The sequence below is a fragment of the Hymenobacter sp. genome (assembly GCF_031398885.1).
Classification (GTDB): domain Bacteria; phylum Bacteroidota; class Bacteroidia; order Cytophagales; family Hymenobacteraceae; genus Hymenobacter.
In genome coordinates, this window is the sequence record NZ_JANNOD010000100.1 from 1 (window position 1) to 22,471 (window position 22,471).

At 64.9% G+C, this 22,471-nt stretch carries 22 protein-coding genes; 9 read left to right on the forward strand and 13 right to left on the reverse strand.

All coding sequences use genetic code 11. The features are described 5' to 3' along the window. The first annotated feature begins 243 nt into the window (after window positions 1-243). The 4 genes from RMO51_RS18705 to RMO51_RS18720 all read left to right on the forward strand — a co-directional run bounded on the left by RMO51_RS18705 (window position 244) and on the right by RMO51_RS18720 (window position 2,680). The gene (locus RMO51_RS18705) at window positions 244-876 is read left to right on the forward strand and encodes a sigma-70 family RNA polymerase sigma factor (protein WP_310397249.1); all 633 of its coding nucleotides are present in this window, start codon (window positions 244-246) and stop codon (window positions 874-876) included. Beyond that, window positions 869-1,177, forward strand: a complete 309-nt coding sequence (locus RMO51_RS18710; RefSeq protein WP_310397253.1) for a hypothetical protein — start codon at window positions 869-871, stop codon at window positions 1,175-1,177. The genes RMO51_RS18705 and RMO51_RS18710 overlap by 8 nt, the downstream gene beginning before the upstream one ends. A gap of 150 nt (window positions 1,178-1,327) precedes the next feature. Further along, the gene (gene lgt / locus RMO51_RS18715) at window positions 1,328-2,212 is read left to right on the forward strand and encodes a prolipoprotein diacylglyceryl transferase (RefSeq protein ID WP_310397256.1); all 885 of its coding nucleotides are present in this window, start codon (window positions 1,328-1,330) and stop codon (window positions 2,210-2,212) included. A gap of 117 nt (window positions 2,213-2,329) precedes the next feature. Further along, complete coding sequence (locus RMO51_RS18720; RefSeq protein ID WP_310397259.1) at window positions 2,330-2,680, forward strand: hypothetical protein; 351 nt, start codon at window positions 2,330-2,332, stop codon at window positions 2,678-2,680. A 74-nt stretch (window positions 2,681-2,754) separates the two neighbouring features. On the opposite strand, the gene RMO51_RS18725 is transcribed toward RMO51_RS18720, so the two are convergent. Both RMO51_RS18725 and yidD read right to left on the reverse strand, forming a co-directional pair. Beyond that, window positions 2,755-3,663, reverse strand: a complete 909-nt coding sequence (locus RMO51_RS18725; protein ID WP_310397262.1) for a hypothetical protein — start codon at window positions 3,661-3,663, stop codon at window positions 2,755-2,757. Window positions 3,664-3,711: 48 nt separating this feature from the next. Next, window positions 3,712-3,933, reverse strand: coding sequence for a membrane protein insertion efficiency factor YidD (gene yidD / locus RMO51_RS18730; protein ID WP_310397263.1), 222 nt, complete (start codon window positions 3,931-3,933; stop codon window positions 3,712-3,714). Window positions 3,934-4,049: 116 nt separating this feature from the next. On the opposite strand from yidD, the gene RMO51_RS18735 reads away from it, so the two are divergent. After that, complete coding sequence (locus RMO51_RS18735; protein WP_310397266.1) at window positions 4,050-5,093, forward strand: alkaline phosphatase family protein; 1,044 nt, start codon at window positions 4,050-4,052, stop codon at window positions 5,091-5,093. Window positions 5,094-5,172: 79 nt separating this feature from the next. On the opposite strand, the gene RMO51_RS18740 is transcribed toward RMO51_RS18735, so the two are convergent. Next, a complete protein-coding gene (locus RMO51_RS18740) occupies window positions 5,173-5,907 on the reverse strand; it encodes a SprT family zinc-dependent metalloprotease (protein ID WP_310397268.1) in 735 nt (244 codons plus the stop codon). Window positions 5,908-6,014: 107 nt separating this feature from the next. Here RMO51_RS18740 and RMO51_RS18745 point away from each other — a divergent pair, with 107 nt between their 5' ends. After that, window positions 6,015-6,950, forward strand: a complete 936-nt coding sequence (locus RMO51_RS18745; protein ID WP_310397271.1) for a hypothetical protein — start codon at window positions 6,015-6,017, stop codon at window positions 6,948-6,950. 120 nt (window positions 6,951-7,070) lie between these two features. Then, the gene (locus RMO51_RS18750) at window positions 7,071-9,182 is read left to right on the forward strand and encodes a hypothetical protein (protein ID WP_310397273.1); all 2,112 of its coding nucleotides are present in this window, start codon (window positions 7,071-7,073) and stop codon (window positions 9,180-9,182) included. 39 nt (window positions 9,183-9,221) lie between these two features. On the opposite strand, the gene RMO51_RS18755 is transcribed toward RMO51_RS18750, so the two are convergent. The 10 genes from RMO51_RS18755 to RMO51_RS18800 all read right to left on the reverse strand — a co-directional run bounded on the left by RMO51_RS18755 (window position 9,222) and on the right by RMO51_RS18800 (window position 21,290). After that, on the reverse strand, window positions 9,222-11,171 hold the full coding sequence (locus RMO51_RS18755; protein ID WP_310397278.1) for a DUF3857 domain-containing protein: 1,950 nt from the start codon (window positions 11,169-11,171) through the stop codon (window positions 9,222-9,224). 358 nt (window positions 11,172-11,529) lie between these two features. Next, the gene (locus RMO51_RS18760; RefSeq protein ID WP_310397280.1) at window positions 11,530-13,590 is read right to left on the reverse strand and encodes a DUF3857 domain-containing protein; all 2,061 of its coding nucleotides are present in this window, start codon (window positions 13,588-13,590) and stop codon (window positions 11,530-11,532) included. 203 nt (window positions 13,591-13,793) lie between these two features. After that, on the reverse strand, window positions 13,794-15,857 hold the full coding sequence (locus RMO51_RS18765) for a DUF3857 domain-containing protein (RefSeq protein ID WP_310397282.1): 2,064 nt from the start codon (window positions 15,855-15,857) through the stop codon (window positions 13,794-13,796). Window positions 15,858-16,275: 418 nt separating this feature from the next. Further along, window positions 16,276-17,535 carry an MFS transporter gene (locus tag RMO51_RS18770; RefSeq protein WP_310397285.1) on the reverse strand — a complete coding sequence of 420 codons (1,260 nt, stop codon included), beginning with the start codon at window positions 17,533-17,535 and terminating at the stop codon, window positions 16,276-16,278. A gap of 75 nt (window positions 17,536-17,610) precedes the next feature. Beyond that, window positions 17,611-18,945 (reverse strand): hypothetical protein, encoded by a 1,335-nt coding sequence (locus RMO51_RS18775; protein WP_310397288.1) that lies wholly within the window; start codon window positions 18,943-18,945, stop codon window positions 17,611-17,613. Next, a complete protein-coding gene (locus tag RMO51_RS18780; protein WP_310397290.1) occupies window positions 18,946-19,230 on the reverse strand; it encodes a hypothetical protein in 285 nt (94 codons plus the stop codon). Window positions 19,231-19,322: 92 nt separating this feature from the next. Then, window positions 19,323-19,673 (reverse strand): hypothetical protein, encoded by a 351-nt coding sequence (locus tag RMO51_RS18785; RefSeq protein ID WP_310397292.1) that lies wholly within the window; start codon window positions 19,671-19,673, stop codon window positions 19,323-19,325. Between the two features lie 179 nt (window positions 19,674-19,852). Then, window positions 19,853-20,215 (reverse strand): hypothetical protein, encoded by a 363-nt coding sequence (locus RMO51_RS18790; protein WP_310397294.1) that lies wholly within the window; start codon window positions 20,213-20,215, stop codon window positions 19,853-19,855. 256 nt (window positions 20,216-20,471) lie between these two features. Beyond that, a complete protein-coding gene (locus RMO51_RS18795) occupies window positions 20,472-21,044 on the reverse strand; it encodes a hypothetical protein (protein ID WP_310397295.1) in 573 nt (190 codons plus the stop codon). 24 nt (window positions 21,045-21,068) lie between these two features. After that, window positions 21,069-21,290, reverse strand: a complete 222-nt coding sequence (locus tag RMO51_RS18800; protein WP_310397297.1) for a hypothetical protein — start codon at window positions 21,288-21,290, stop codon at window positions 21,069-21,071. A gap of 394 nt (window positions 21,291-21,684) precedes the next feature. On the opposite strand from RMO51_RS18800, the gene RMO51_RS18805 reads away from it, so the two are divergent. Both RMO51_RS18805 and RMO51_RS18810 read left to right on the forward strand, forming a co-directional pair. Further along, window positions 21,685-21,921, forward strand: coding sequence for a hypothetical protein (locus RMO51_RS18805; RefSeq protein ID WP_310397300.1), 237 nt, complete (start codon window positions 21,685-21,687; stop codon window positions 21,919-21,921). Then, window positions 21,921-22,259, forward strand: coding sequence for a hypothetical protein (locus RMO51_RS18810; protein ID WP_310397302.1), 339 nt, complete (start codon window positions 21,921-21,923; stop codon window positions 22,257-22,259). Before RMO51_RS18805 ends, RMO51_RS18810 begins: the two co-directional genes overlap by 1 nt. Window positions 22,260-22,471 lie beyond the last annotated feature (212 nt).

A 22,471-nucleotide genomic window follows, 5' to 3' on the forward strand; every position in this document is an offset into this window, starting at 1 on the left:
CTGAGCGCAGTCGAAGCATCTCTACCGCTTCGTTGCAAAGGCTCAAACGAAGCGCGCGAGATGCTTCGACTGCGCTCAGCATGACCGTTCTTTTTCTACCAGTTCATACTTTTTCGAGTTTATTTTAGAGGGGGCGCGCAAGTTTTTCGAATAGGTAGCACCTTAGGCACAACAACCCTGGCCGCCGCTGCCCAGGCCCAGGGCCGGGCGGGCCCTTTTCCGAATCTTACTGTCCTAACTTTTGTGGTGTATTCGCTTCCGCTTTCGCTGCCGCTGGCCCACGACCCTCCCCGCGCCCCGTTGGGCGACGCCGACGCTGACTTGGTGGCGCAGCTGCAGTTGGGCAGCGAGGCGGCCTTTCGCACCTTAGTGGAGCGCTACCAGGACCGCATCTACCGCACGGCGCTCTTCCTGTTGCATTCGCCGGAAGAGGCCGAGGACGTCGCCCAAGAGGTTTTCGTGGAAGTTTACCAGACCATTGGCCGGTTTCGGGGCGACGCCGCCCTGAGCACCTGGCTCTACCGCCTGGCCACGTCGCGGGCCCTGAGACACCGCCGGACCGCCCGCGCCAAAAAGCGCTTTGCCTACTTCACCAGCCTGCTCGGTTTCGACAACGACGTGCTGCACGAAGTGCCCGACCACGCGCACCCGCTGGCGCTGCTCGAAGGCCAGCAGCAGCTGCGGTACTTGCTCGCCCACGTGGCCCGGCTGCCGGGCCAGCAGCAGGTGGCCTTCACCCTGCGCCACGAGCAGGAGTTGAGCTACGAGGACATTGCGGCCGTGCTCAACACGACCGTGCCCGCCGTCGAGTCGTTGCTGTTCCGGGCCCGGCAAACCCTCCGTAAACACCTTCAACCCCACTTGTGCCATGTCTGACTCAGCCGTTCGGCCCATTTCCGACGAAGAATGGGAAGACCTAATGCGCCAACTGCCCAACCAGCCGAACGCCCGGCTCCGCCCGTTCTTTTACAACCGGGTGCACGCCCGGCTCACGGCCGCGGCCGCCGCGAAGAGCCAAACGGTGCCGGGCTGGCTGCGCCGGCCGGCCTACGCCGCCCTGCTCGGCGCGTTGGTAATGGCTCTCAGCGGCGACGGCCCCGCGCTGCGCCCGGCCGCGGAAGGCCCTCGTTGCGCAGCATGCCCCGGTGGCCTGCCGCCACAGTCGCTGCTGCGCTGAGGGGCTGCTTTTTCCGCTGGCCCCGGCCGGCGCTGGCGTGCCGCCCGGCCGCCGCGGCTTGCGGTTCCGGGTTGTCCCGTCGTTCGCGTCGGCAAAGCCTATGGGGCCCGGAGCCTGTACCTTTGAACCCTCCTTTTATTCTTGTTGCATATGCTGCCCTTCCTCGCCGGCGTCACCTGGAACGTCGACCCCGTCATTGCCCACCTCGGGCCCCTTACGCTGCGCTGGTACGGGCTGTTTTTCATGCTGCCCTTCGTGCTGGGCACGTTCATTCTCAATCACATCTACCGCTCGGAGCGTACCTCGCCGCAGTGGGTCGACGTGATTACGATTTACATGCTGGTGGGCACCATCGTGGGCGCGCGGCTGGGCCACATGCTCTTTTACGACTTCGACGCGCTGGTGGCCGACCCGCTGGTGGTGTTCCGCATCTGGCAGGGCGGGCTGGCCAGCCACGGCGCCACCATCGGCATCTTGCTGGCCTGTTGGCTGTTTGCCCGCAACAACAAGTTCGACTACCTGTGGGTGCTCGACCGCATCGTCATCGTGGTGGCGCTGGGCGGCGCCTGCATCCGCACCGGCAACTTGATGAACTCCGAAATCGTGGGCAAGCCCACCGACGTGCCGTGGGCCTTCCTCTTCCCCCGCGACACCGAGCACCTGATTGCGGGCGTGGCCGTGCCGCGGCACCCCACCCAGATTTACGAGGCGCTGTTCTGTGTTTTCCTGCTCGTCCTGCTTTATTCCATGTGGAACCGGACCCGGGAGCGCACGCCGCGGGGGCAGCTGTTCGGGCTGTTCGTGGTGCTGCTGTTCACGCAGCGGTTTTTGGGCGAATACCTGAAGGAAAACCAAGTGGCGTTCGAAGACGGCAACCTTTTCAACCAAGGCCAGCTGCTGAGCATTCCGCTGATATTCGTCGGCATCTGGGTGCTGTGGCGGGCCGGCAAAGACCCCCAAAATCCCTACGGCTACGCCCCGCGCGACTTGGCGGAAAAAGAGCAGGAAGCCGCCCTGCCGCGCACCGCGAGGTAGCCGGCGTCGCCCGCGCGCCAGCCCCGCGGCCCAGCGCCTCGTGGACTTGCCAGCACTGATTTGTGGTCAGAGATTCACGCATTGCTACTTCCTTCGCCTGGTTTTTCAATGAATTTTATGAAGCTTTTCCTGCTGGCTACGTGCTTCATCGTGGGCATGGCCACCGCTCGGGCCCAAACTCCCGCACCGTCCGTACCGCCCGCGCCCGCCGGCCAGCCAACGGGCGAGTACTGCCAGGTAATGGCGCGCTCTCGACTCAACGGGCGCTTCGTCGTGTCCATCGACTACGGGCAGCAGCAAAAAGTTCTCTCAGCCAACCTGTTCCGTGACACGGCGGGCAACGCGGTTGAGTTTAATTCGCCCATAGACGCGCTGAATTGGTTGAATGCCCAGGGCTGGGAGCTGATCAGCACCTTCGTGCTGTCCGACAACTCGGCTTACTACGTGCTCCGGCGGCGGCCGGCCTGAGCCAAGTTACGCCGATTTAGCAGCAAGCGTAGTGCCTGAACTATTTGAGGGGATGACGGCTGCCTCGTTGACTGCTACGGCAGCGCAAACTCAAATAGCCCGCCTTGTTCGGTGCTGATGAGCAGCGTGGTTTCGTCCTTGAACGCCACGCCTTCGGTCTGGCCGGTGCCAGCGAGGCCGACTTGCCGGGGCGTGGCTTTTAGGATATCGGCCCAGGAGTTGCCATCGAGCACGAACAGCTCGTCGCGGCCCAGCAGCACGAGGCGCCGGCCGCTGGGGCTCAGGGCCGCGTCGGTGACCTGGCCGGGAATGGCGAGGCTGGTGACGCGCCGGGCGGTGTGCGTGCCGGGCCGGTCGGGCACGGTGTACACGTGGCTGGCGCGCTCTTCCCCGTCCTTGGTGAAAAGCCACACCTGGCCCTCGTGCCAGACGGTGGCTTCGCAGTCGAAGTTGCGCTGCTTTTTCTTGGGCGGAAACTCGGTTTGGTCGGAGTATGTGAAGTCGATTTTGCCCACCTGCTGCGGGTTGGCGGGGTCCACGCGCAGGATGCGCAAGTCGCGGCGGTCGGAGTCGTTGTTGCCGCAGTCGCCGATGAAGTAGGTGCCCTGGGGGTCGCGGGTCAGGCTTTCCCAATCCTTGTTCTTGGCGTCGATGGCCACTTCGGCGGTGACGCGGCCCGTGCCGTCGATTTGGTAGAGCGTGGCCGCGTTGCCGTTGTCGCCGAAGCTGTAGTAGGTGCCCAGCTGCGGGCCGGCGGCCAGGCCCGAGCTTTCGGGTACCCCGCCGAGGCTGCCCACGCGGCGCAGGCCGGGCACGGCGGCATCAATCATGCGATTTTCGAGGGACTCTTCGCCCTCCTTTCCCTTTTTCTTGGCCGGAGTGGAGGATGCGTCCGTCGCCGATTCTTTGTCGCTTTGGGCCTGGGAGCAGGCGGAGGTGAACAACAAGGCCAACGCGGCCGGGAGCAGGGGGATGAAACGCATCAGGACAATGAGGCAGAAAGTGGAACCCGCGTATACGGAGCCGGCCGGCTACGGTACGGGGTCGTAGCCGTGGCCGCCCCAGGGGTGGCAGCGGGCAATGCGCCGCAGCGCCAAAGCCCCGCCCCGCCACGGGCCGTGCCGGGCAATGGCCTGGGCCGCGTAGGCCGAGCAGGTGGGCGTGTAGCGGCAGCTGGCCGGCGTGAGCGGCGAAATAAAGTGACGGTAGAACCAGACGAGGCCGAGAAGAAGCTGACGAAAAAAAGCTGTCATGGGCAAGAAACCGCCACCACCACACATTGGTAGCGGAAAGGTAACGGTTTGGGAACGACCGCGGGATTCCTTCAGTCGTAATGTTGTGCGTGATTACTCGCCGCGCCCTTGGACGTTTGGGAGTCACCGCATGGGGGCGGCAGGCAGCGCTTCTGCTAGGGTTGCTGAGCGGCGCGGCCACCGCTACCAAAGCCCAGACCGCGCCCCAAGCGCTGTGGGCTGATTCGGCCAACGTGGTGCTGGTAACCATTGACGGACTGCGCTGGGAAGAATTGTTCAGCGGCGCCGAGGCCCGCCTGCTAAGCCGTTGCGCCGCCCGCAAAGGACACCGTGACCGGTACGACCGGCCCACGGCCGAAGCCCGGCGCCAAGCGCTGTTCCCGTTTTTGTGGGACAGCATCGGGCGGCGCGGGCAGCTGTTCGGCAACCGCGCCCTGGGCAACTGTCAGGACCTGACCAACCGCTGCCGGCTGTCGTACCCCGGCTACAACGAGATGCTGACCGGCGCGGCCGACGACGAGCGCATCCGCGGCAACCGCCACATTCCGAACCCCAACGAAACGGTGCTTGAGTTTCTGAACCGCCAGCCGGGGTTTGCGGGCCAGGTTGCGGCTTTTACCAGTTGGGAAGCGTTTCCGTTCATCCTCAACCAGCCCCGCAGCGGCCTGCCCGTCGATGCCGGCTTGAATGGCGCGGAGCGGGCCGACTCGCTCACCTACCGCGCGGCGCGGCGCTACCTGGCCCAGGCCCGTCCGCGGGTGCTGTACCTGGCCTTCGGCAACACCGACACTTTTGCTCACGTGGGCCGCTACGGCGACTACCTCGACGCCGCCCACGCCATCGACGGCTACCTGGCCGAGCTGTGGGCCGCCCTGCAGGCGCTGCCGCAGTACCGGGGGCGCACCACCCTGCTCATCACCACCGACCACGGCCGGGGCCGGGGCCGCCTCTGGACCCAGCACGGCCGCGAGCTGCGCGCCTCGGCCCACACCTGGCTGGCCGCCATGGGCCCGGGCATTGCGCCGCTGGGCGAAGTTCGCACGCCGGCCCAGCACCACCAAACCCGACTGGCCGGCATGGTGGCCCGCTGCCTGGGCGTAGAATATCCTGCCGTGCCCACGCCGGCCATTACGCTACGTTTAATGAGGAATGAGGAATGAGGAATTGGCCCTTGAATCCGAAATTCCTCATTCCTCATTCCTCATTCCTCATTCCTCATTCCTCATTAAGCGCAGCGTCTCACCTGGGTAGCGCGTTTAGCTCGTCTTTCCATTGCTTCCAATCGGGCAGCAGGCGGGCTTGCAGCTCGTAGAATGCCTTGGAATGGTCGGGTATCAGAAGGTGGCAGCACTCGTGCAGCAGCACGTAGTCGAGGCATTCGGGACGGGCGCGCACCAGCTCGGGGCTGAGGCGGATGCGGCCGGTGTGCGGGGTGCAGCTACCCCAGCGGGTGCGCATCTGGCGCACGGCCAGCGTGGGCCGGGCCAGGTTGAACTCGGCAAAGCGCGGCCACACCCGCGCCAGCGACGCGGCGAACAGCGGGCCGGCCTGCTGCGCGTACCAGGCGTGCAGCAGGGCTTCGGCTTGGGCGGCAGTGGGCGGGGTGGGCGTGGCCAGCACCAGCTCGTTTTCGGCCACCGACACGGCCGGCCGGCGGGCTTCGGCAAACCGCAGCGGGTAGGGTTGGCCCCGGTAATGCTGCGGGCTGCCGGCCTCGTAGCGGCGGCTGGGAGCCGGAGCCGGGCGACGGGCGAAATCGGCCTGGTGCTTGAGAATCCAGTCGGCTTTTTTCAGCACCTGCTGGGCCACCCACTCGGCCGAGATGCCGGCGGGCGCGCTCACGTGCACGCTGCCGTCGGGCCGCACGGCGAAGCCGATGGAGCGCCGCGCCCGGAACACGAGGGTGTAGCTGAGCGACTGGTTGCGGTAGAGCAGGGTTTCGCGGCGCGGCGCGGCGGTGAAGGAACGGGGCATGGGGCGGCAAGGTCGGCAGTAGCGCCGGAACGGGTGACCAAAAAGGCCCGCAAAATAATTTCCGCGCGCCGCTCGGCCAATTGCGACCGAGGTGCTACCTTCCCAGCATGCAACACTGTTTACCCCGGTATATCTTAATCTTTGGGTTTGGTTTGCTGCTCGCGGGTGGGCTGTCGGTGGCTCCGGCCCGGGCCCAGGGCAACGGTCCCGGCGTGCGGGGCGCCCGCGCCGCCGCGCTCGGCAACGCCTCGGTGGCCCTGCCCGGCGAGGTGTGGAGCGTGGGCAACAACGTGGCCGGCCTGGGCGAAATGCAGCAACCCACCGTGGGCTTCTACGCCGAAAACCGCTACTTCAGCCCCGCCCTCAACGTGGGAGCCCTGGCCGTGGCCCTGCCGCTGGGCGTGGCCCGGCCCGCCACGGCTGCCCCAGCCGAGGGCGCCGCGCCGCCGCCCGCCGCCCGCACCTGGGCCCGCCACGGCGTGGTGGCGCTGGAGGTGCAGCGCTTCGGCGGGGCGCTTTACAACGAAACCCGCGTGGGCGCCGGCTACGGCTACCGCTTCGGCCAAATCAGCCTGGGCGGGCGCGTCGACGTGCTACAGGTCAGCATCGAGGGCCTGGGTAGCCGGCGCGTGCTGCTGGGCACCCTGGGCGGCCAAATCGAAGTCATTCCCCAGCGGCTCAGCTTCGGGGCCTCGCTCTACAACCTCAGCCAAACCCGGCTGGCCAGCTACCAGGACGAGCGGGTGCCCACCGTGCTGCGCGCCGGCCTGGCCTACCGCCCCGGCGCGCAGATGCTGCTGCTGGTCGAAACCGAAAAAGACGTGGAGCGCGCCGCCAACTTCAAGGCGGGCCTGGAGTACCGGCCGGTACCCGCGCTCACGGCCCGCCTGGGCCTGGCCACCGCCACCGAGCAGGCCAGCGCGGGCCTGGGACTGGCGGCCGGCGCGTTCCAGATTGATTATGCCGCCGCCTACCAGCAGGCCCTGGGCTTCAGCCAGCATTTAAGCGTGAGCAGGAAATGGGGAGGGATAATTAAAAATTAAAAATTGAGAATTAAAAATTCGTGACTTGGAATGGACAGAAACTGGGAGTTTGGGCCAAACCATTTGCGAAGGAGAAGCGTGGCTTGGCAGCTGATTGGCAAAGTGCGCGCCGGTGCTTCTTTGATTGTTACCGCATTTTTAATTTTTAATTCTCAATTTTTAATTCACCCAGCGCAAGCCCAGGAATATACCCGCCGCGCGCCCGACCTCGACCGGCTGACCCAGGAGCTGTTTGCCGAAATTCAGTCGGACCAGGTGCCGTACGAGGACCTGTACGAAACGCTGTTGCAGTACTACCAGACGCCCCTCAACCTGAACACCGCCACCCGCGAGGAGCTGCGGGCGCTGCTGCTGCTCAGCGAAAACCAGATAACCACCCTGCTGCGCCACCGCCAGGCCACCGGCGACCTGCTGAGCGTGTACGAGCTGCAAAGCATCGAGGGCTACGACCTGCGCACCATCGGCCGGGTGCTGCCCTTCGTGAACGTGTTGAGCAGCAACCCCAACGCCAGCCGCGGCTCGTTGTGGCAGCGCATTGCCCAGGAGGATAACAACGCCCTGTTTCTGCGCTACGAGCGGGTGCTGCAGCAGCGCCGGGGCTACTCGCCGCCCACCATTTTCCAGGGCCGGCCCACCACCCGCTACCTCGGCTCGGCCGATAAGATGCTCATCCGCTACCGCGTGAGCCACACCAAGGACTTCAGCCTGGGCTTCGCGCTGGAAAAGGACGCCGGCGAGCGGCTGACCTGGAACCCCAACAACGGCCAGTTCGGGGCCGATTATGCGTCGGCGCATTTTGTCGTGCAGGAGCGGGGCCGGCTCAAAACCCTGGCCCTGGGCGACTACCAGTTGCAGTTTGGGCAAGGGCTGCTACTCTCCTCGGGCCTGGGCGTGGGCAAGGGGGCCGAAACCATCACCACCCTGCGGCGCTCGTCGGTGGGCGTGCGGGCGTATTCGTCGCTGCTCGAAAACACGTTTTTCCGGGGCGGGGCCGCCACCTACCAGGTCACGCCCACGGTGCAGGCCACGGCTTTCGTCTCGCGTAAAAACGTGGACGCCAACCTGCAGCAGGCCCAGGACTCGCTGGCGGTGTTCGACGAGTTCACCTCCGGCCTGCTCGCCACCGGCTTCCACCGCACGCCCTCCGAGCTGGCCAACCGCCACCAGCTGGCCGAAACCGTGGGGGGCGGCCACGTGGGCTACGTCAGCCGCAGCGGCAACCTGGCCCTGGGCGCCACGGCCGTGGTCACGCACTACGGCACGCCGCTGCTCAAGCGCGCCGAGCCCTACAACCGCTTCGAGTTTAGTGGGCGCGACAACCGGACCGTGGGCGTGCACTACAGCTACGTGTACCGCAACGCGCTGCTCTTCGGCGAGACGGCCCGCAGCACCGGCGGCGGCCTGGGCACCGTGAACGGCCTGCTGGCCAGCCTCGGCCCCGCCGTGGACGCGGCCCTGCTGGTGCGGCACTACGACGCCAACTTCCACACCCTGTACGGCAACGCCTTCAGCGAAAACACCCGCAACATCAACGAAACGGGCGTGTACCTGGGCCTGAAAGTCCGGCCCGTGGCCCGCTGGGAAGTGTCGGCCTACTACGACCAGTTCCGCTTCCCATGGCTGCGTTACCGGGCCAGCGCCCCCACCGACGGGCACGACGCCCTGGTGCGCCTGGCCTTCACGCCCACCAAAACCAACCTGTTCTATGTGCAGCTGCGCCAGCGCCTCAAGCCCCGCGACCTGCCCACCGCCGACCCCGCCCGCCCCGTGCCGCTGCCCGGCGAGCAGCTGCGCCAGAGCGTGCTGTTCTACTACAACACCGCCCCCACGGCCGCCTTTGAGCTGCGCACCCGCGTGCAGGCCTCGCGCCTGCGCGACGACGACGGCCGGCCCTGGCGCCGCGGCTACGTGCTGGCCCAGGACGTGAGCTACCAGGTGCGCCGCTCCCTCAAGCTCACGGCCCGCTACGCCCTGTTCGACGCCGACGACTTCGATACCCGCCAGTACGTGTACGAGCAGGACGTGCTGCTGGCCGTGTCGCTGCCCGCGCTCTACGGCCAGGGCACGCGCGTCTACGGCATCGCCGAAATCCGCCTCAACCGCGCCCTCACGCTCTGGCTGCGCTACGCCGAAACCCGCTACCGCTACCAGACCACCGTCGGCTCCGGCCTGGAGGAAATAGACGGCCCGCTGCGCGGCGAAGTAAAAGCCCAGTTGCGGGTGAAGTTTTAGCCAGTCCTTACCAGCGTGGCGCTCGCAATAACCGGTCGTTCAGCTCTCTGTCTTCACCAGCACCACTTGGGCTTTGTCGGCGATGCTGATTTTGCGGCGGAAGTCCACGTAGCCGGTGTAGGCGGTGCGGGGCAGCCGGCCGCGCTTCAGCTCCAGGCGGCGGATGTACTGCACCGTGCCGTCGGGCAGGGCCGCGAACTGGCTGGCGTAGGCGCCGTAGGCGGTACTGAGCTGCACGGGCGCGGGCAGGGTTTCGGCCCGGAAGCCGGCGGGCAGGTGCAGGCGCACGGTGTCGGCGTGCAGGCTGGCGCGGGGCAGCCACACCGCCGCCTGGCGCTCGCCAACCTGCGCGGGCAGGGCGGGCAGGCGGCTCAGCAGGTTGGGGTTGATGAACACGCGCTTGCCGCTGGGCTGCGCAAAGCCGGGCAGGGCCAGCCCCAGGGTTTCGACCACGCCCGGCAGCGGACCGGCGGGTGCGGCGGCCAGGTTGAATTTGGTGAGCGTGAAGGTGGGCAGCCGAAGCCGGTCGGTGACGTATTTTTTCTGCTCGCCGGGCCCCAGCTCGTGCAGCAGCTGGGCGTAGAGGTCCTGCTCCTGGCCGGTGCGCAGGGTGCGGGCGGTAGCCGTGGCGCCGCCCACGGCGTCCAGAAACAGGTCGAGGCGGCGCTCCTGGCGGTTTTCGGCCGCACCGTAGCGGGGCGTGGCCACCAGCTGCCCGCCCTGGGGCGTGAGCAGCAGCGCGTGGCGGTTGCCCGTGAAGCTGCCCATGTAGCCGAAGGCTTCCGTCTGGCTGGTGCATTCCAGCCACAGGGTGTCGGCCCGGGCGCCTTTGGCCGGGGGCACGCACAAGACGACGTGGTTGAACTGTGAGCTGGGGAAGTCGGCGCGCACGTCGGCGTGGTCAGTGCCAGCGCCCACCAGGGCCACGTAGGCGGGCACGTTGGCGGCGGCCAGCAGGGCCTTGGCGTAGTTGGTCAGGGCCTTGCAGTCGCCGTAGCCGGTGCCGGCCACCGCGCTGGCCGGGAAGGTTTGCCAGCCGCCCAGGCCCAACTGCACCGAAATGTAGCGGGTGCTCCCTTGCAGCAGTTCGTACACGCGCCGGGCGCGGGCGCGGGCCTCGGGCACGTCCTTCACCAGGGCCGCCACCTTGGCCAGGGTGGCGGGCGGCAGTTGGTCGCGGCCGGCGTTCAGGTCGTAGTTCCATTGCCCGAAGCTCTGCCAGGTGGTGGCCACGCCCTTGTGGCCCTGCACCTCAAAAGTGCCGGGGGCCAGCGCCACGGCCGGCGTGAGGTCGGCCAGGGGCGGGGCGGCGGCTTCTTCGTCCACGGCCGGCAGGTTGGTCAGCTGCCACTGGTAGGTTTCCTGGGCGCCGGCCGTGGTGCGGGCCACGGCGGTGCCGGCGGGTAGCTGCCGCTCCTGGTAGCGCAGGGGCAGGGCGGCGGGCGTGGTCACGCGCAGCGAGGCGGCCTGCACGGCCAGCCCTTCGGCTTCCTGGGGCTGCCAGTCGGGGTAAAACAGCGTGTTGTCCGACACCAGCTCGTAGTCGAACTCCACGGTGTAGGGCGCCTGGGGCTGGCGCAGGTCGGCGTAGCGCACCCGCACGTCGGTCATGAAGCTGCCGCCCGCGTCGCCCATGCCCTGGTCGTGGATTTCGGCGGCCCGCAGCTGGTGCAGCAGGCGCCCGTCGGCGTCGTACACGGCGCCGCGCAGGTAGCTCAGGGTGTTCAGCACGTCGTAGCCCACGGCGTGGCGGCCGAAGTCGTCGCCGCCCGCGTCGAGCACGGTCACCACCCGGTGCACGGTGTGCACCAGCCGCCCGGCCGATTTCACGGTCACGACTTCGTCGTCGGCCCGTAGCACGGCGTGGGCGCCTTCCCGCAGCGCCGCCGGGATGTCGGCCACCGCGTACTTCGGGGCGGGCGCGGCCGGGCGCAGCGGCGGCAAGCTGCTTAGCGGCAGCGCAACCAGCAGAGGGAATAGAGCTTTCATAATTCGTTAATTGATAAACGCGCCGGTCATTGCGAGGCGCAGCCGTGACAATTCTTCCTCACTAAGCAGCCACTGTTGAGCCGAAGCCTTAGAACCTATTCGAAAAATACTGCGGCTGCGCAGACGCCCGTCCTGCTGAGCTGGCCGAAGCACCTCGCCCGCTTCGCTGAACGGTTTTGACGAAGCGGGCAAGATGCTTCGGCCAGCTCAGCAGGACGTTCAATTTATTTTCCGGATGGGTTTTTAGCGCAAATTTTAATTCATCGTACCAGCAGACCAGTCGCATCGGGAGGTAGTGTTGCCATATTCCGTCGCTGCCTGATGCGCAAAATGCTGCGCTCGCAATGACGACCGGCTACTAGACCTTCTTCTTTATCACCAGCTTTTCAGCCTGCTTCTCCAGCATGAGGCGGTAGAACTCGCGCAGGTGCACGTATTCTTCGGCCCCGTACGTGGGCTTGCGCAAGGTCAGGCGGCTGGTGAGCTGCACCACGCCCGGCGTGGTAGCCGCGACGTTGTAAACAAACCGGCCCCCGTTATCGGGCAGACTTATCACGGCGTTTTTGGGCGTTTCGGCCAGCTCGTAGCCCGCCGGCAGCGTCAGGGTTACCATCGTGGTTTCGTCCTGGGCCGCCCCAAAGTCCACCGGAAACAGCCGGTCATCGTGCCGAAACGGGTTCTGCTCGCTGCTGAAATCCCGGAGCGGGCTCAGGTAGAGGGTGCCCGCGGTGGCGTTGTCGTCGGCGGGCTCCGTGAATTCATAGTCCACGGCCAGGGGCTTGGCCGTATTATCGCGCTCGGCCACCGTGAGCTTGGGAATGGTCCAGCCGCTGTGGGGGCGGGCCAGCTCGGCCAGGTATTTCTTCTCGCCCAGGCGGGCCAGCTCCTTGCGGGCGTCGGCGCCGGCGTAGCCGCCGTGCTCCTGGTGCACTTTGCCGGTGAGGCCGCCCTGGGCGTCGAGGGTGAGGGCCACTTGCTGGTAGCGCACGTAGCGCTGGGTGGGCGTGAGGTCCACCCAACGGCCTTCGCCCGAGTTTTTCATGATGAGGCGGCCGGTTTGGTTGAGGCAGCGCTCGGGCAGGGTGCCGCACGGGAGCAGCGGCTCGGTGGCGTCCACGAGCAAGTCTTTGCCGCCGGCCAGCGGCACCAGGGCCACCACGTAGTTGAAGCGTTCGAGCAGCGGCAGCGTCTGGTTCACGCGGCCGTGGTCGCGGGTGCTGAGCAGCAGCGGGTGGGCCGGCAGGCCGGCGCCGCGCAAGGCGGCAATGAGCAGCAGGTTCACGTCGGCGGCCGTGCCGCGGTGGGCGTCGTAGGCTTTGCGCAGCGAGCCGGTCGTGGAGTAGCGGTCGGTGCCGTCGTAGCGCACGGCGGCCATCACCACCTGGCGCACGGCTGCGGCCCGGGCGGTCAGGTCGGGGTACTTGGCCGGCAGGCCCAGGAGCTGCTCTTTTAAGAAACTGCCCCGGTCCAGCTGCTGGCCGAAGTCTTCGTCGGCCAGCAATTCGGTGTCAATTTTGGCCCAGGTGCCGGCCACGTTTTGGTAGCCCTGGCCCGGGAAGCGCTGCCCCGCCAGCTCGAAGTCGATGCGGTCGAGGTAGTCCCCGGCGGTGGTCATGTAGGGCTCTTCCCGAAAGGCGGGCACGTCCTTCATGGCCCAGTGGTAGTTCGTGACGCGCGCCGTGATGGCCTCGCTGCTGGCCGCCGTCCGGCCCCCGTTCGCGCTGCGGGCGTCGGCGTCGCTGTCAAACCCGCCCGCGGTGTGCAGCAGGTACTGGCCCGAGCCTTCTTCGCGGGTGTTCACGGCCAGGGCGTGGTAGCCCTGCATGAGCATTTTGTAGTCGAAGTACTCGGGGATGGCCGCCCGGTACTCGCTCCAGCGCACGGGAATCTCGCGCTGAAAGGTCCAGTCCTGAAAGTTGAACAGGAAGTCCGACGTCACCGAGTAGGCGTACTCAATCACGGCGCCCTCGCGCACGTCGGGCAGCGTGAACTTGCGGACCCGCACGTTGGGCGTGCGCTCCTCGGTGAAAACGTTGGCGCCGTCGAGCTTGGTTTTCACCACCTGGCCGTTCACCAGGTTGTAGGTCATGCCGCGCAGGGCGCCCACTTTTTCCTCGCTGGTGCCGCGGTGGTAGAGCGGAATGGTCACCGTGGCCACGTCGTAGCCCGCCTTCTTGAGAATTTTGATGCGCGTGGTGCGCTCCGTCACCAGCTGAAAGCTGCTGCCCTGGAGCCGGAAGCTGGTGGCGCCGAAGTCGCAAAGCACCACGGCCGCCGCGGCACTGTCGCCCGCGAAGGGCGCGGCGGTGAAGTCCTTGGGGTCGGGCTTGCCGAACTTGATGGGTTCCTGGGCCCGCGCGGCGAAAGCGCCCAGCAGGGCGGCGGTCAGAATAAAGGCGTGGCGTACCGGTAGTTTCATGCAGAAAAAAAATAAATAAGCTGGGAGTGATGATAAGCAGTGATTGCGATGATGATGAGTTAGTTGAAATTCTTATGAAATGGTCATGCTGAGCTTGTTGAAGCATCTCTACCTCACGTTTGAGTAAGTAATGCAACAAAGCGGTAGAGATGCTTCGACAAGCTCAGCATGACCGTTTTTATTAGCTCAAACAGCTTCTAAGGCTAGCTGCCCGCTTTTTTCTGAATGATGAGCTTTTCCCCGTGGCGAGCCAGCAGCAGGCGATACAGCTCGCGCAGGCCGGCGTACTGCTCGGCCGGGTACACGGCGTTGCGCAAGCTCAGGCGGCTGGTGATTTGCACGGTCTGCGCCCCCGTGGCCAGCACGCTGTACACGAACCGGCCCCCGTCATTGGGCAGGTTGACGGTGGCGGACTTGGGCAGCTCGGCCAGCTCGTAGCCGGCGGGCAGCGTCAGGGTTACCATCACGGTTTCTTCCTGCGGCACGCCAAAATCGACGGCGAAGGACCGGGCCTCGCGCCGAAACGGGTTTTGCTGGGCCCCAAACTCACGCAGCGGGCTGATGTACAGCTTGGCGGCCCCGGCCCGGTCCTCGGCGGGCTGGCTGAATTCGTAGTCCAGCGCGAGGGGCTTGCCCACGTGGTCGGCCTGGCTCACCACGGCCTTGGACACGGCCCAGCTCTCGTGCCGCCGCCCCACGTCGGCCAGGTACTTTTTCTCGCCCAGGCGGGCCAGCTCCTTGCGGGCGTCGGCCCCGGCGTAGCCGCCGTGCTCCTGGTGCACCTTGCCGGTGAGGCCGCCCTGGGCGTCGAGGGTGAGGACCACCTGCTGGTAGCGCACGTGGCGCTGGGCGGGCGTGAGGTCCACCCAGCGGCCTTCGCCCGAGTTTTTCATGATGAGGCGGCCGGTTTGGTTGAGGCAGCGCTCGGGCAAGGTGCCGCAGGGGAGCAACGGCTCGGTGGCGTCCACCAGCAGGTCCTGGCCGCCGGCCAGCGGCACCAGGGCCACCACGTAGTTGAAGCGTTCGAGCAGCGGCAGCGTCTGGTTCACGCGGCCGTGGTCGCGGGTGCTGAGCAGCAGCGGGTGGGCCGGCAGGCCGGCGCCGCGCAAGGCGGCGATGAGCAGCAGGTTCACGTCGGCGGCCGTGCCGCGGTGGGCCTCGTAGGCCTTGCGCAGCGAGCCGGTCGTGGAGTAGCGGTCGGTGCCGTCGTAGCGCACGGCGGCCATCACCACCTGGCGCACGGCTGCGGTGCGGGCGGTGAGGTCGGGGTGTTGAGTGGCCAGGCCCGCCAGCTGCTCTTTCAGGAAGGCCGGCCGGCCCAGGCGGCCGCCAAAGTCTTCCTGCTCCAGCAGCCGCTGGCTGATTTTCTCCCAGTTGCCGGTCAGGTCCTGGTAGGGTTCGTCGGGCCACTGCTCGCCGGTGAGCTCAAAATCGAGCCGGGCCACGTAGTCCTGGGCCGTGGTCATGTAGGGCTCGGCCTGGAACGCCGGCACGTCTTTCAGCACCCATTGGTGCTCTTCGGTGGGGGCGGTGATGGTCAGCGTGCCCACCGTTTGCCCGGCGCCGGCCCCGGCGCTGCTCGGCACTTTGTTGTCGACCAGCAGCCCCACCGAGCCCACGCTGGCCTTGTCGACGGCAAAAGCCTGGTTGCTCTGGTAGATAATCTTGTATTTGTAGAACACCGGAATGCTCACCCGGTACTCGCTCCAGCGCACGGGAATCTCGCGCTGAAAGGTCCAGTCCTGGAAGTTAAAGAGAAAGTCCGAGGTCAGGGTGTAGGCGTATTCCACCACCGCCCCTTCGCGCACGTTGGGCAGGGTAAACTTCTGCACGTTCACGTTGGGGGTGCGCTTCTCGACGAAGGCGCCGCTGGGTTCCAGCTTGGTCTTTTCCACCGCGCCGTTCACCAGGTTGTAGGTAAAGCCGCGCAGGTTGGATACCTTCTCGTGGTTCTCATTGCGGTGGTAGAGCGGAATTTCGATGGTAGCCGCCTCGTAGCCCGCTTTTTTGAGGATTTTGATGCGCGTCACCCGCTCAAACACCACCTGCAGGCCGCTGCCTTTGCCTTTGAGGCGCGAGCGGCCGAAGTCGCAAAGCACCACGGCCGGGGCAGCGCTATCGGCCGCGAAGGGCGCGGCCGTCAGGTCCTGCTTATCAACCTGTCCGAACTTAACGGGCTCCGGTTGGGCCTGGGCCACCGCGGTACGCAGAAGAATACCGAGCAGCGCGGGTAGCGCCCGTGGCCAGAAGCGAAGCAGTGCAGACACGTGCAGCAGTGAAAAAGAATGGAGTAGACAGTCTTTGAGACCCTAAAAATAGGGCTGTCAAGTCAATAACCATTCATTTTTCAGAATATTTTACGGCATCTCACGCCACGGCTCTGAACCGGCGCGGGCGGAGAGTAGTATTCAGGCTTGGAAAACGCTTGCTGCTTCGTTGTAAGCAATTGAAATAGCCACGTCCAGAAAAGTTTACAAGAGCAGCTTCACCATCCTGCGCAGCTTGCGAACAACGATTTGCCCCAGCATTAAAGCAGCTCGCAGAAGCTGTTTGAATTAGCCCTTGGTCGATGTAGAGACGCATCCTTGCGTCTCGTCGTTGAACGAAATTCGCCGAACTGCGCGCACGTCGAGACGCCAGTAGGCGTCTCTACATCGTTCTCATGCCACTTCTTAGCCCCGCACCCTACACCACTTGCTCCGCCGTGGGCTCCGGCGTGGGTTCGGCCACGGCCACGACGGTCATGGGGCCGGTAGCTTTTTGGGTGAACAGATACCCCAGCGCCAGCAGCACGCACGCTAAGCTCAAGCCGTGCACGTAGGGCAGGCGGCCGGGCCGGTTGGCGAAGACCCAGCCGGCCAGCAGCGCGCCCAGGCCGATGCCTACTTCCAGGGCGATGTACATGGTGGCCACGGCCCGGCCGCGGTGCAAAGGGTGGCTCAGGTCGATGGTCCAGGCGTAGAGCGTGGGCGAGTTCAGCCCCGCCCCGGTGCCGAACACCACGGCCGCCGTCAGAAACCAGCCCACCGTGGGCGACCACACCAGCAGCGCCAGCCCCAGGGCCAGCAGGGCCGTCGACCAGCGCAGCACCGGCACCCGCCCGTGGGTGTCGGAGGCTTTGCTCGCCACCAGTCGCACCCCCAGCGAGGCCACCGTGAAGCACACGTAAAACAGGCCCTTGGTAGGGCCGTCCAGCCCCAGCAGTCGGCTTTGGTCGGGCACTACGGTGAGCACCGCGCCGTAGGGGAACAGGCACAGGCCCGTGACCAGGGCCGGGGCCAGCACCCGCGGCTCCAGCACCTCGTTCCACTGCAACCGCAGCAGCCCCAGGCTAAAGCGCCGCCGCTGCGCCTTGGGCAGCGTTTCGGTGAGGGTGCCCTGCACCAGCAGCGAGAGCAGCGCCGTGGCGCTGGAGCAGTAGAACATGACGTTGAGCGAGAAATGCCCGGCCAGCCAGGAGCCCAGCGCCGGCCCACCGGCCATGCCCAGCGCGCCCGTCACGCCCAGCAGGCCCATGGCCTCGCCGCGGCGCTCCACGGGCACGATGTCGGCGATGAACGCGGCCGTGCCCGTCGGCTTGAACCCCGTGCTGAACCCGTGCAGCAGCCGCAGCGTGAGAAAGCTCGTGACCGTGAGCGCCCAGGGGTAGAAGAACCCGCACACGAAACACACCAGCGACCCGAGCACCATCACCGGAATGCGCCCCACGGTATCGGCCAGCTTGCCCGAATACGGCCGCGAGAGCGCCGCCGTGAGCGTAAACAGCGCGATGATGTAGCCCTTGTACTCGCCGCCGCCCAGCCGGGTGAGGTGGTCGGGCAGCTCGGGCAATAGCAGATTGAAGCTGAGAAAAAACAGGAACGACGACAGGCACATCAGCCAGAAGCCCGTTCCGTAAGCGGGGCGTGCTTTGGCGGGTTTAAAAACGGGTTTTGGGGCGCTCAAGGTACTTTTGGGAAATCAGGGTGCGCCAGGGTAGGCCAGGGTTAACACGAATCTGCCACCCTTTTTGCCACCCTTTTAAGCGGCCTTGCGAGCCGTTTTCCGGTACCAGGTCAGCAGCTCGCCCTCGTCGATGCCGAGGTAAAGGTTGAAGCTGGCCTCGGTTTGGTGGCCGGTGGTCATCATCACCTGGGAGCGGGGCACGCCCTGGGCAACTTTTAGGGTGGCAAAGGTTTTGCGGCCGGTGTGAAACTGCACCGGCAGGCGCGTGATGCCGGCCAGGTGCTGCACGTGCGGCAGGTAAAGGTACGGGTCCGTGACCCGGGGCAGGCAGCGTTTCGGGTCCTGGCCGGCGTAGGCCCGCAGCAGGGAGGCAGGTTTGAACACGTCGTCGTCGACCAGCGGAATGATGCAGGTGATGCCGGTTTTGTGGGCCTTCACGCGGGCCACGTCGCCGTGCAGCTGCTTCGGAGCCAACGCGTCGGCGTCGCCGATGCGCAGGGCCGTGTAAGTGCAGAGCAGGAACTTGTCGCGGGTGAGGCGCAGCCGCTCCAGGCGCTCGGCCGCCGTAATCATGCGGCGCACGCCGGCGCTGGGCTGCTCGGGGAAGTGCTGCTGCACGTACGCCCACACGGCGGGGCTGGCAAAGTCGATGCCGGCGATGGCCAGCACCTCGTCCTCGGTGAAGGAGTTGACGAAGGTGTGGTGCTCGACGGGCTTGAGCACCTCCCGAAAGCGGCGGTTCACCGGGTGCCCTTCCTGCGCGGCCCATATCAGGAAGGCCCGCACCAGGCCCAGGTAGTGGTTGTAGGTGCCGGGCCCCCGGCCCAGGTCCCCGAGCAGGTGGTTGCGGAAGGATTCGTTGAAGCGCGCGTCGATGCCGGCGTAGCTCAACGGAGCCGCACTGGCCCGGGCGAAGCTGGCCAGGTCGGCCGCGGCCCGCCGGTGGTTCTGCACCACCTTCTTGTTGATGGCCTTGCCGGTGCGCCGGGAGATGCGCGCGGCCACCACCGTCTCCACCCAGTGCGCCATTTCCCCGGCCACGGAGCGCGCCGCCGGCACCGGTGGGCCCGGCACGTCCGGCAGCCCGCTGGCCGGAAAGGCCAGCAGCTGGTACCGCCGCTCGATGTCGGCTTTCATCGCCGCCTTGTCCAGCACCCGGCCGGCCATCTTGGCGTCGTGCGCGGCGGCGGTGGCCGCGTCGGTGTAGTGCTGGAGCACCGCGTTGACTTCCTCCAGGAAGGTGCGGGGCTTGGCTTTGGCCCGCTGCTGGCGGGTGTCCCAGTCCTTGGGCGCGCACTTCTGGCCGCTGCTCAGGCGCAGGCGCTGGCCCCCCCAGCAGAAGGTGAGCTGGATGCGGGCCAGGCCCTTTTTGCCGGTTCGCTCGGTGAGCAGCTGCCGGGTGACTTCCATTTAGGCCAGTTCCAAATACCAAGCGATGTCTTGGGCTCGGGTTACCAACAGCAAGAACCCCACGCCAATCGTAGCAATTCGTGCTTGCAAGAATACCCGAACAGATGTGGCGGTTTCCGCATCATCACTCTTCCCATGGTACTCGGCAGCCGGCAGCCGATAGGCCTTGCCATCTTCCCCCAGGATGGCGTTGCCAAATCCGGCGTTGTGCATGATTTCATGCAAGCGCTCGTAATGGCTTGCGTCGGCGTTGTGCAATTCCACGCGTACTATAAATTGGGTCATAATTGTGGTTGGCAGAAAGGTGTGGATTTGTCGTTTTTTCAGAAGCTGGGAGCAGGCCGGGGCTTTGCCCGGCATCTCTTACTTATTGCTACTCATGGGCAGGAAATGAGGTAAGAGCAGGGAGGTGGGCCGCAGAAGACGATGGTCTGAATGGTTTGGTGCACCGTGCCGTAGTTAGTGCCCACCCAGTTACCGGTGTTGGACGGTTGCGGGTCGAGCGGGCGGCTGAGCATCTCCCCCTCGCCGCAGAGCAGCCAGTGGGGATTTACTTGGGGAATGGCGCGCTGCACGCGGGCCATGAGCTTGAGGCTGGGGCGGTGCGTGGGCTTAAGCACGCGCCGGGCGCGCCGCGGCGGCAGGTCAAGCAAAGCGGCGAATTCAGCGGTCGAGAGGTGCAAGGCTAGGCAGAGGGAGCTGAGCCGGTCGGCGGCGCGACAGACCATTAAAAGAAGCGGGTAACGGTTGGCTTATAGGGGGCAGGGGTTGGGGTGAACGATGAATATTGTGCCAGAAACTATGACTTTTTTTATTTTCCCAGGCGGGGATTTCGGGGCCGAGAGGGGCTTGTTGCTAACGCCGTGAGGGTGAACAAACCCGCCGATTGCCCCCGGCGTGGGGCGGCTTAACGCGGCGGATTATTCCCATCCCTGGAATCGGGTCCCCAGGGGCTGGAGAATAGCTTCAGGTTGCAGTACCCATAGCACACGGCCAGGGTGGTTACCGTCCAGAAAAAGGGGAAAGTGGCACCAAAATGGGCCTTTACGCCGCCCGCCGGAATGGAACCGGCCAGAAAGGGCTGCCACTGCGCGTACATCCAGTGCGACGCGCAGGCCACGATGGCGACGACCAGGACCACGGTCAGCGCGCGGCACCACCGGTCCACCCAAAACGACGAGGGCCGGCGCGGCGGCGGGCCCTGGTAGAAGTACTGGTTGGAATCCCCAAAATTATTGTTAATGTAATTGCCGTTGTTAGAAAAGGACATGAGCCAGCAGGGTTAGAGGGTTAAGCGAATAATGAGAAATTTGAAATGCTTTTTACTGGCCAAGCCTAGATTTCAAGTATTGGAGCTGCATTTCCAGCAGCTCAATGATTCTGAACTTTATCTGCCAATTGGCTGCGGCGCTATTGATTTTCACTGAGCAGCCGAACGGGGCTAGCTGCAGCAGCGCTTCCCAGGCCTTGGGTGGGGGGGGGAGTAGCCGTTGCGCATGCGGTTGATGAAGTCCGGGAGATTCCTTCTAAAGGTCTGAGCCGGCATCTTCGGCGGCTTTGGCTTCATCTGCTGCTTTTGCATCCATTACTGGGAAGGAATACATGTATATCATGGCATCATTCGTAACTGAATTTTGCTCATAGGTCATGAGGGTTTTTTCTGCCCCCCAGATATATTTTTCAACGGCTGGATTTTCCTTTTTTCCCTCACCATACAATGCTTGGAATGCCTTTAGGATGGCTTGGCTGTTGCCATATCCCTTAGTCATAATGCAAACGCCTGCGAGCCTGCCTTTGTAAAAGGCATATTGAATATCCGAAGCAGAGGCGGTGCCTATTTTTTTGGACTCGCCAGTTCGCCGGTACATTCGAAGGCCCCCTGCAGGTGAAAATGCTACTGCGTTCTTGACTCTTGCAAGCGGGGTTTCAAACCTCAAATCCCGAAACCCATATTTCAGGTCCAGCTTCAGCAGCCCAGGGTCGACGATGCGTGGGTTTGCAGCGGTCACTGAGTCGAGCAGATGTTGGGCGAGGCTTTTTTGAGCATACGACCAATAACTGGTAAGCAATAAGGCTATCAGGAAGACAAGTGATTTCACGGGGTAGAAGGCTAGAAAGTGGCGTTAGTTAGGCCGATTGTATTGGGCGCGCAGCAGCGTGAGCATTTCGTCTTTCGTCTCGATGACCTGGTCTTTCATGCGCAGCTGGTCGCGCAGCATAACGATTTCCTGCTGGGCCAGCTCCAGGGCGGCCTTGAGCTGCACCTCGACCGCCGTGCTGGCACCCTGGCTTTGCCTGGAAATGCCGTGGTTGATGCCGACGCTATTCCCGGAATTATTTTTCATAGGGTTCGGCGGTAGTTCTACAGAATTCGGGTTTTTGGGCAGGAATGGCTGGCCCTCTCCAAGCAAAAGCCATGTTGGATTCGTGTCACTGAATCGCCGTATCAGCTTCTCTAAAAATTCTGAGTTGGGCTTCGAACCCCTGTCTATGTAATTGCGGGTGTTCGTGTCAGTCACGCCTATGGCCGAACTGAATGCTCTAACACTCATTCCAGACTTCTCAATAAGAAATTTTATTCGCTCATTAATAGTGAGTTCGCTCATTTAGTAACACTAATTGATAATTATTAAACGAATTCGTTGCTATGAATTCGTTGCATCTCGTATGTTTGTGTGGTATAGAGTACAAGACACATGCAATAAAGCAGGTGCCGGGTGAACTCTACAAAACACGAGCATGACTGAGCGCCAGAAATACCTGCGTTTACTGTCCATCGTCATCGAGGACCTGACGAGTAACGCCGTCGACACCGCCGTGCGGGCGGGCTACCCGGTGCACACAACGATGTTGAATAACGTGCGAACCGGCCGGGTGATGAACCTGGAGCACTTGCTGGCCCTCATCAGCTACGGCCTGCCCGGATACGAGGTGCCAACGGAGCTGCTCCCCGCGCAAAAGCCGCAGCTCACCTAGTGGAAGCGCCCGCCCCCGCCCGTGGCCCGCGCAACCTGGCCGCCCCGCTCGCGGCCTGGCTGCGCACGCTCGGCTTCACGGCCACCGAGTACGGCACCACCGTGGCGGCGCACTGGGTGGGGGCCGGGGGCGAGCACTTCCAGTTCGACTACGCCTGGGCCGGCGGCCCGACCCCCGCGGCCACCTGCCGCCTGCGGGTGCTCTACACCGGCCAGCACCTCTTCGACACCTGTTTCACGGCCCAAAAAATCCGCCGCCTCAAAGAAGCCCGCTTGCTGCTGCTCGGCAACGTGCGCTACGCCAACGCCCGCCTGCTGGCCCTGTCGGCCCCCGTCTAGCCCCATTTAAGCCCTTTTTCATTCACCAACCGCTTTTTTTCTCACCCTTATGATGACCCTCAATACCGACTCACCCGCGCCGCCGCAAGCGCCGCGCGGGGCCTGCATCCGCGATTACAGCGAGCTGATAAGCACCCTGCTGCCCTGCCCCGTCGTCCGGATGGCGGACATGGCCGAGCTGCGGCGCCGCGCGGACGAAATCAACCTGACGC

What these genes read in the sequence shown, in the direction of transcription:
- RMO51_RS18800 (WP_310397297.1), bottom strand. Translation starts at nt 21,290, where the DNA reads ATGAAAAATAATTCCGGGAATAGCGTCGGCATCAACCACGGCATTTCC.
- RMO51_RS18720 (WP_310397259.1), top strand. Translation starts at nt 2,330, where the DNA reads ATGAAGCTTTTCCTGCTGGCTACGTGCTTCATCGTGGGCATGGCCACC.
- lgt (WP_310397256.1), top strand. Translation starts at nt 1,328, where the DNA reads ATGCTGCCCTTCCTCGCCGGCGTCACCTGGAACGTCGACCCCGTCATT.
- RMO51_RS18775 (WP_310397288.1), bottom strand. Translation starts at nt 18,945, where the DNA reads ATGGAAGTCACCCGGCAGCTGCTCACCGAGCGAACCGGCAAAAAGGGC.
- RMO51_RS18805 (WP_310397300.1), top strand. Translation starts at nt 21,685, where the DNA reads ATGACTGAGCGCCAGAAATACCTGCGTTTACTGTCCATCGTCATCGAG.
- RMO51_RS18760 (WP_310397280.1), bottom strand. Translation starts at nt 13,590, where the DNA reads ATGAAACTACCGGTACGCCACGCCTTTATTCTGACCGCCGCCCTGCTG.
- RMO51_RS18785 (WP_310397292.1), bottom strand. Translation starts at nt 19,673, where the DNA reads ATGGTCTGTCGCGCCGCCGACCGGCTCAGCTCCCTCTGCCTAGCCTTG.
- RMO51_RS18710 (WP_310397253.1), top strand. Translation starts at nt 869, where the DNA reads ATGTCTGACTCAGCCGTTCGGCCCATTTCCGACGAAGAATGGGAAGAC.
- RMO51_RS18780 (WP_310397290.1), bottom strand. Translation starts at nt 19,230, where the DNA reads ATGACCCAATTTATAGTACGCGTGGAATTGCACAACGCCGACGCAAGC.
- RMO51_RS18745 (WP_310397271.1), top strand. Translation starts at nt 6,015, where the DNA reads ATGCAACACTGTTTACCCCGGTATATCTTAATCTTTGGGTTTGGTTTG.
- RMO51_RS18725 (WP_310397262.1), bottom strand. Translation starts at nt 3,663, where the DNA reads ATGCGTTTCATCCCCCTGCTCCCGGCCGCGTTGGCCTTGTTGTTCACC.
- RMO51_RS18755 (WP_310397278.1), bottom strand. Translation starts at nt 11,171, where the DNA reads ATGAAAGCTCTATTCCCTCTGCTGGTTGCGCTGCCGCTAAGCAGCTTG.
- RMO51_RS18790 (WP_310397294.1), bottom strand. Translation starts at nt 20,215, where the DNA reads ATGTCCTTTTCTAACAACGGCAATTACATTAACAATAATTTTGGGGAT.
- yidD (WP_310397263.1), bottom strand. Translation starts at nt 3,933, where the DNA reads ATGACAGCTTTTTTTCGTCAGCTTCTTCTCGGCCTCGTCTGGTTCTAC.
- RMO51_RS18740 (WP_310397268.1), bottom strand. Translation starts at nt 5,907, where the DNA reads ATGCCCCGTTCCTTCACCGCCGCGCCGCGCCGCGAAACCCTGCTCTAC.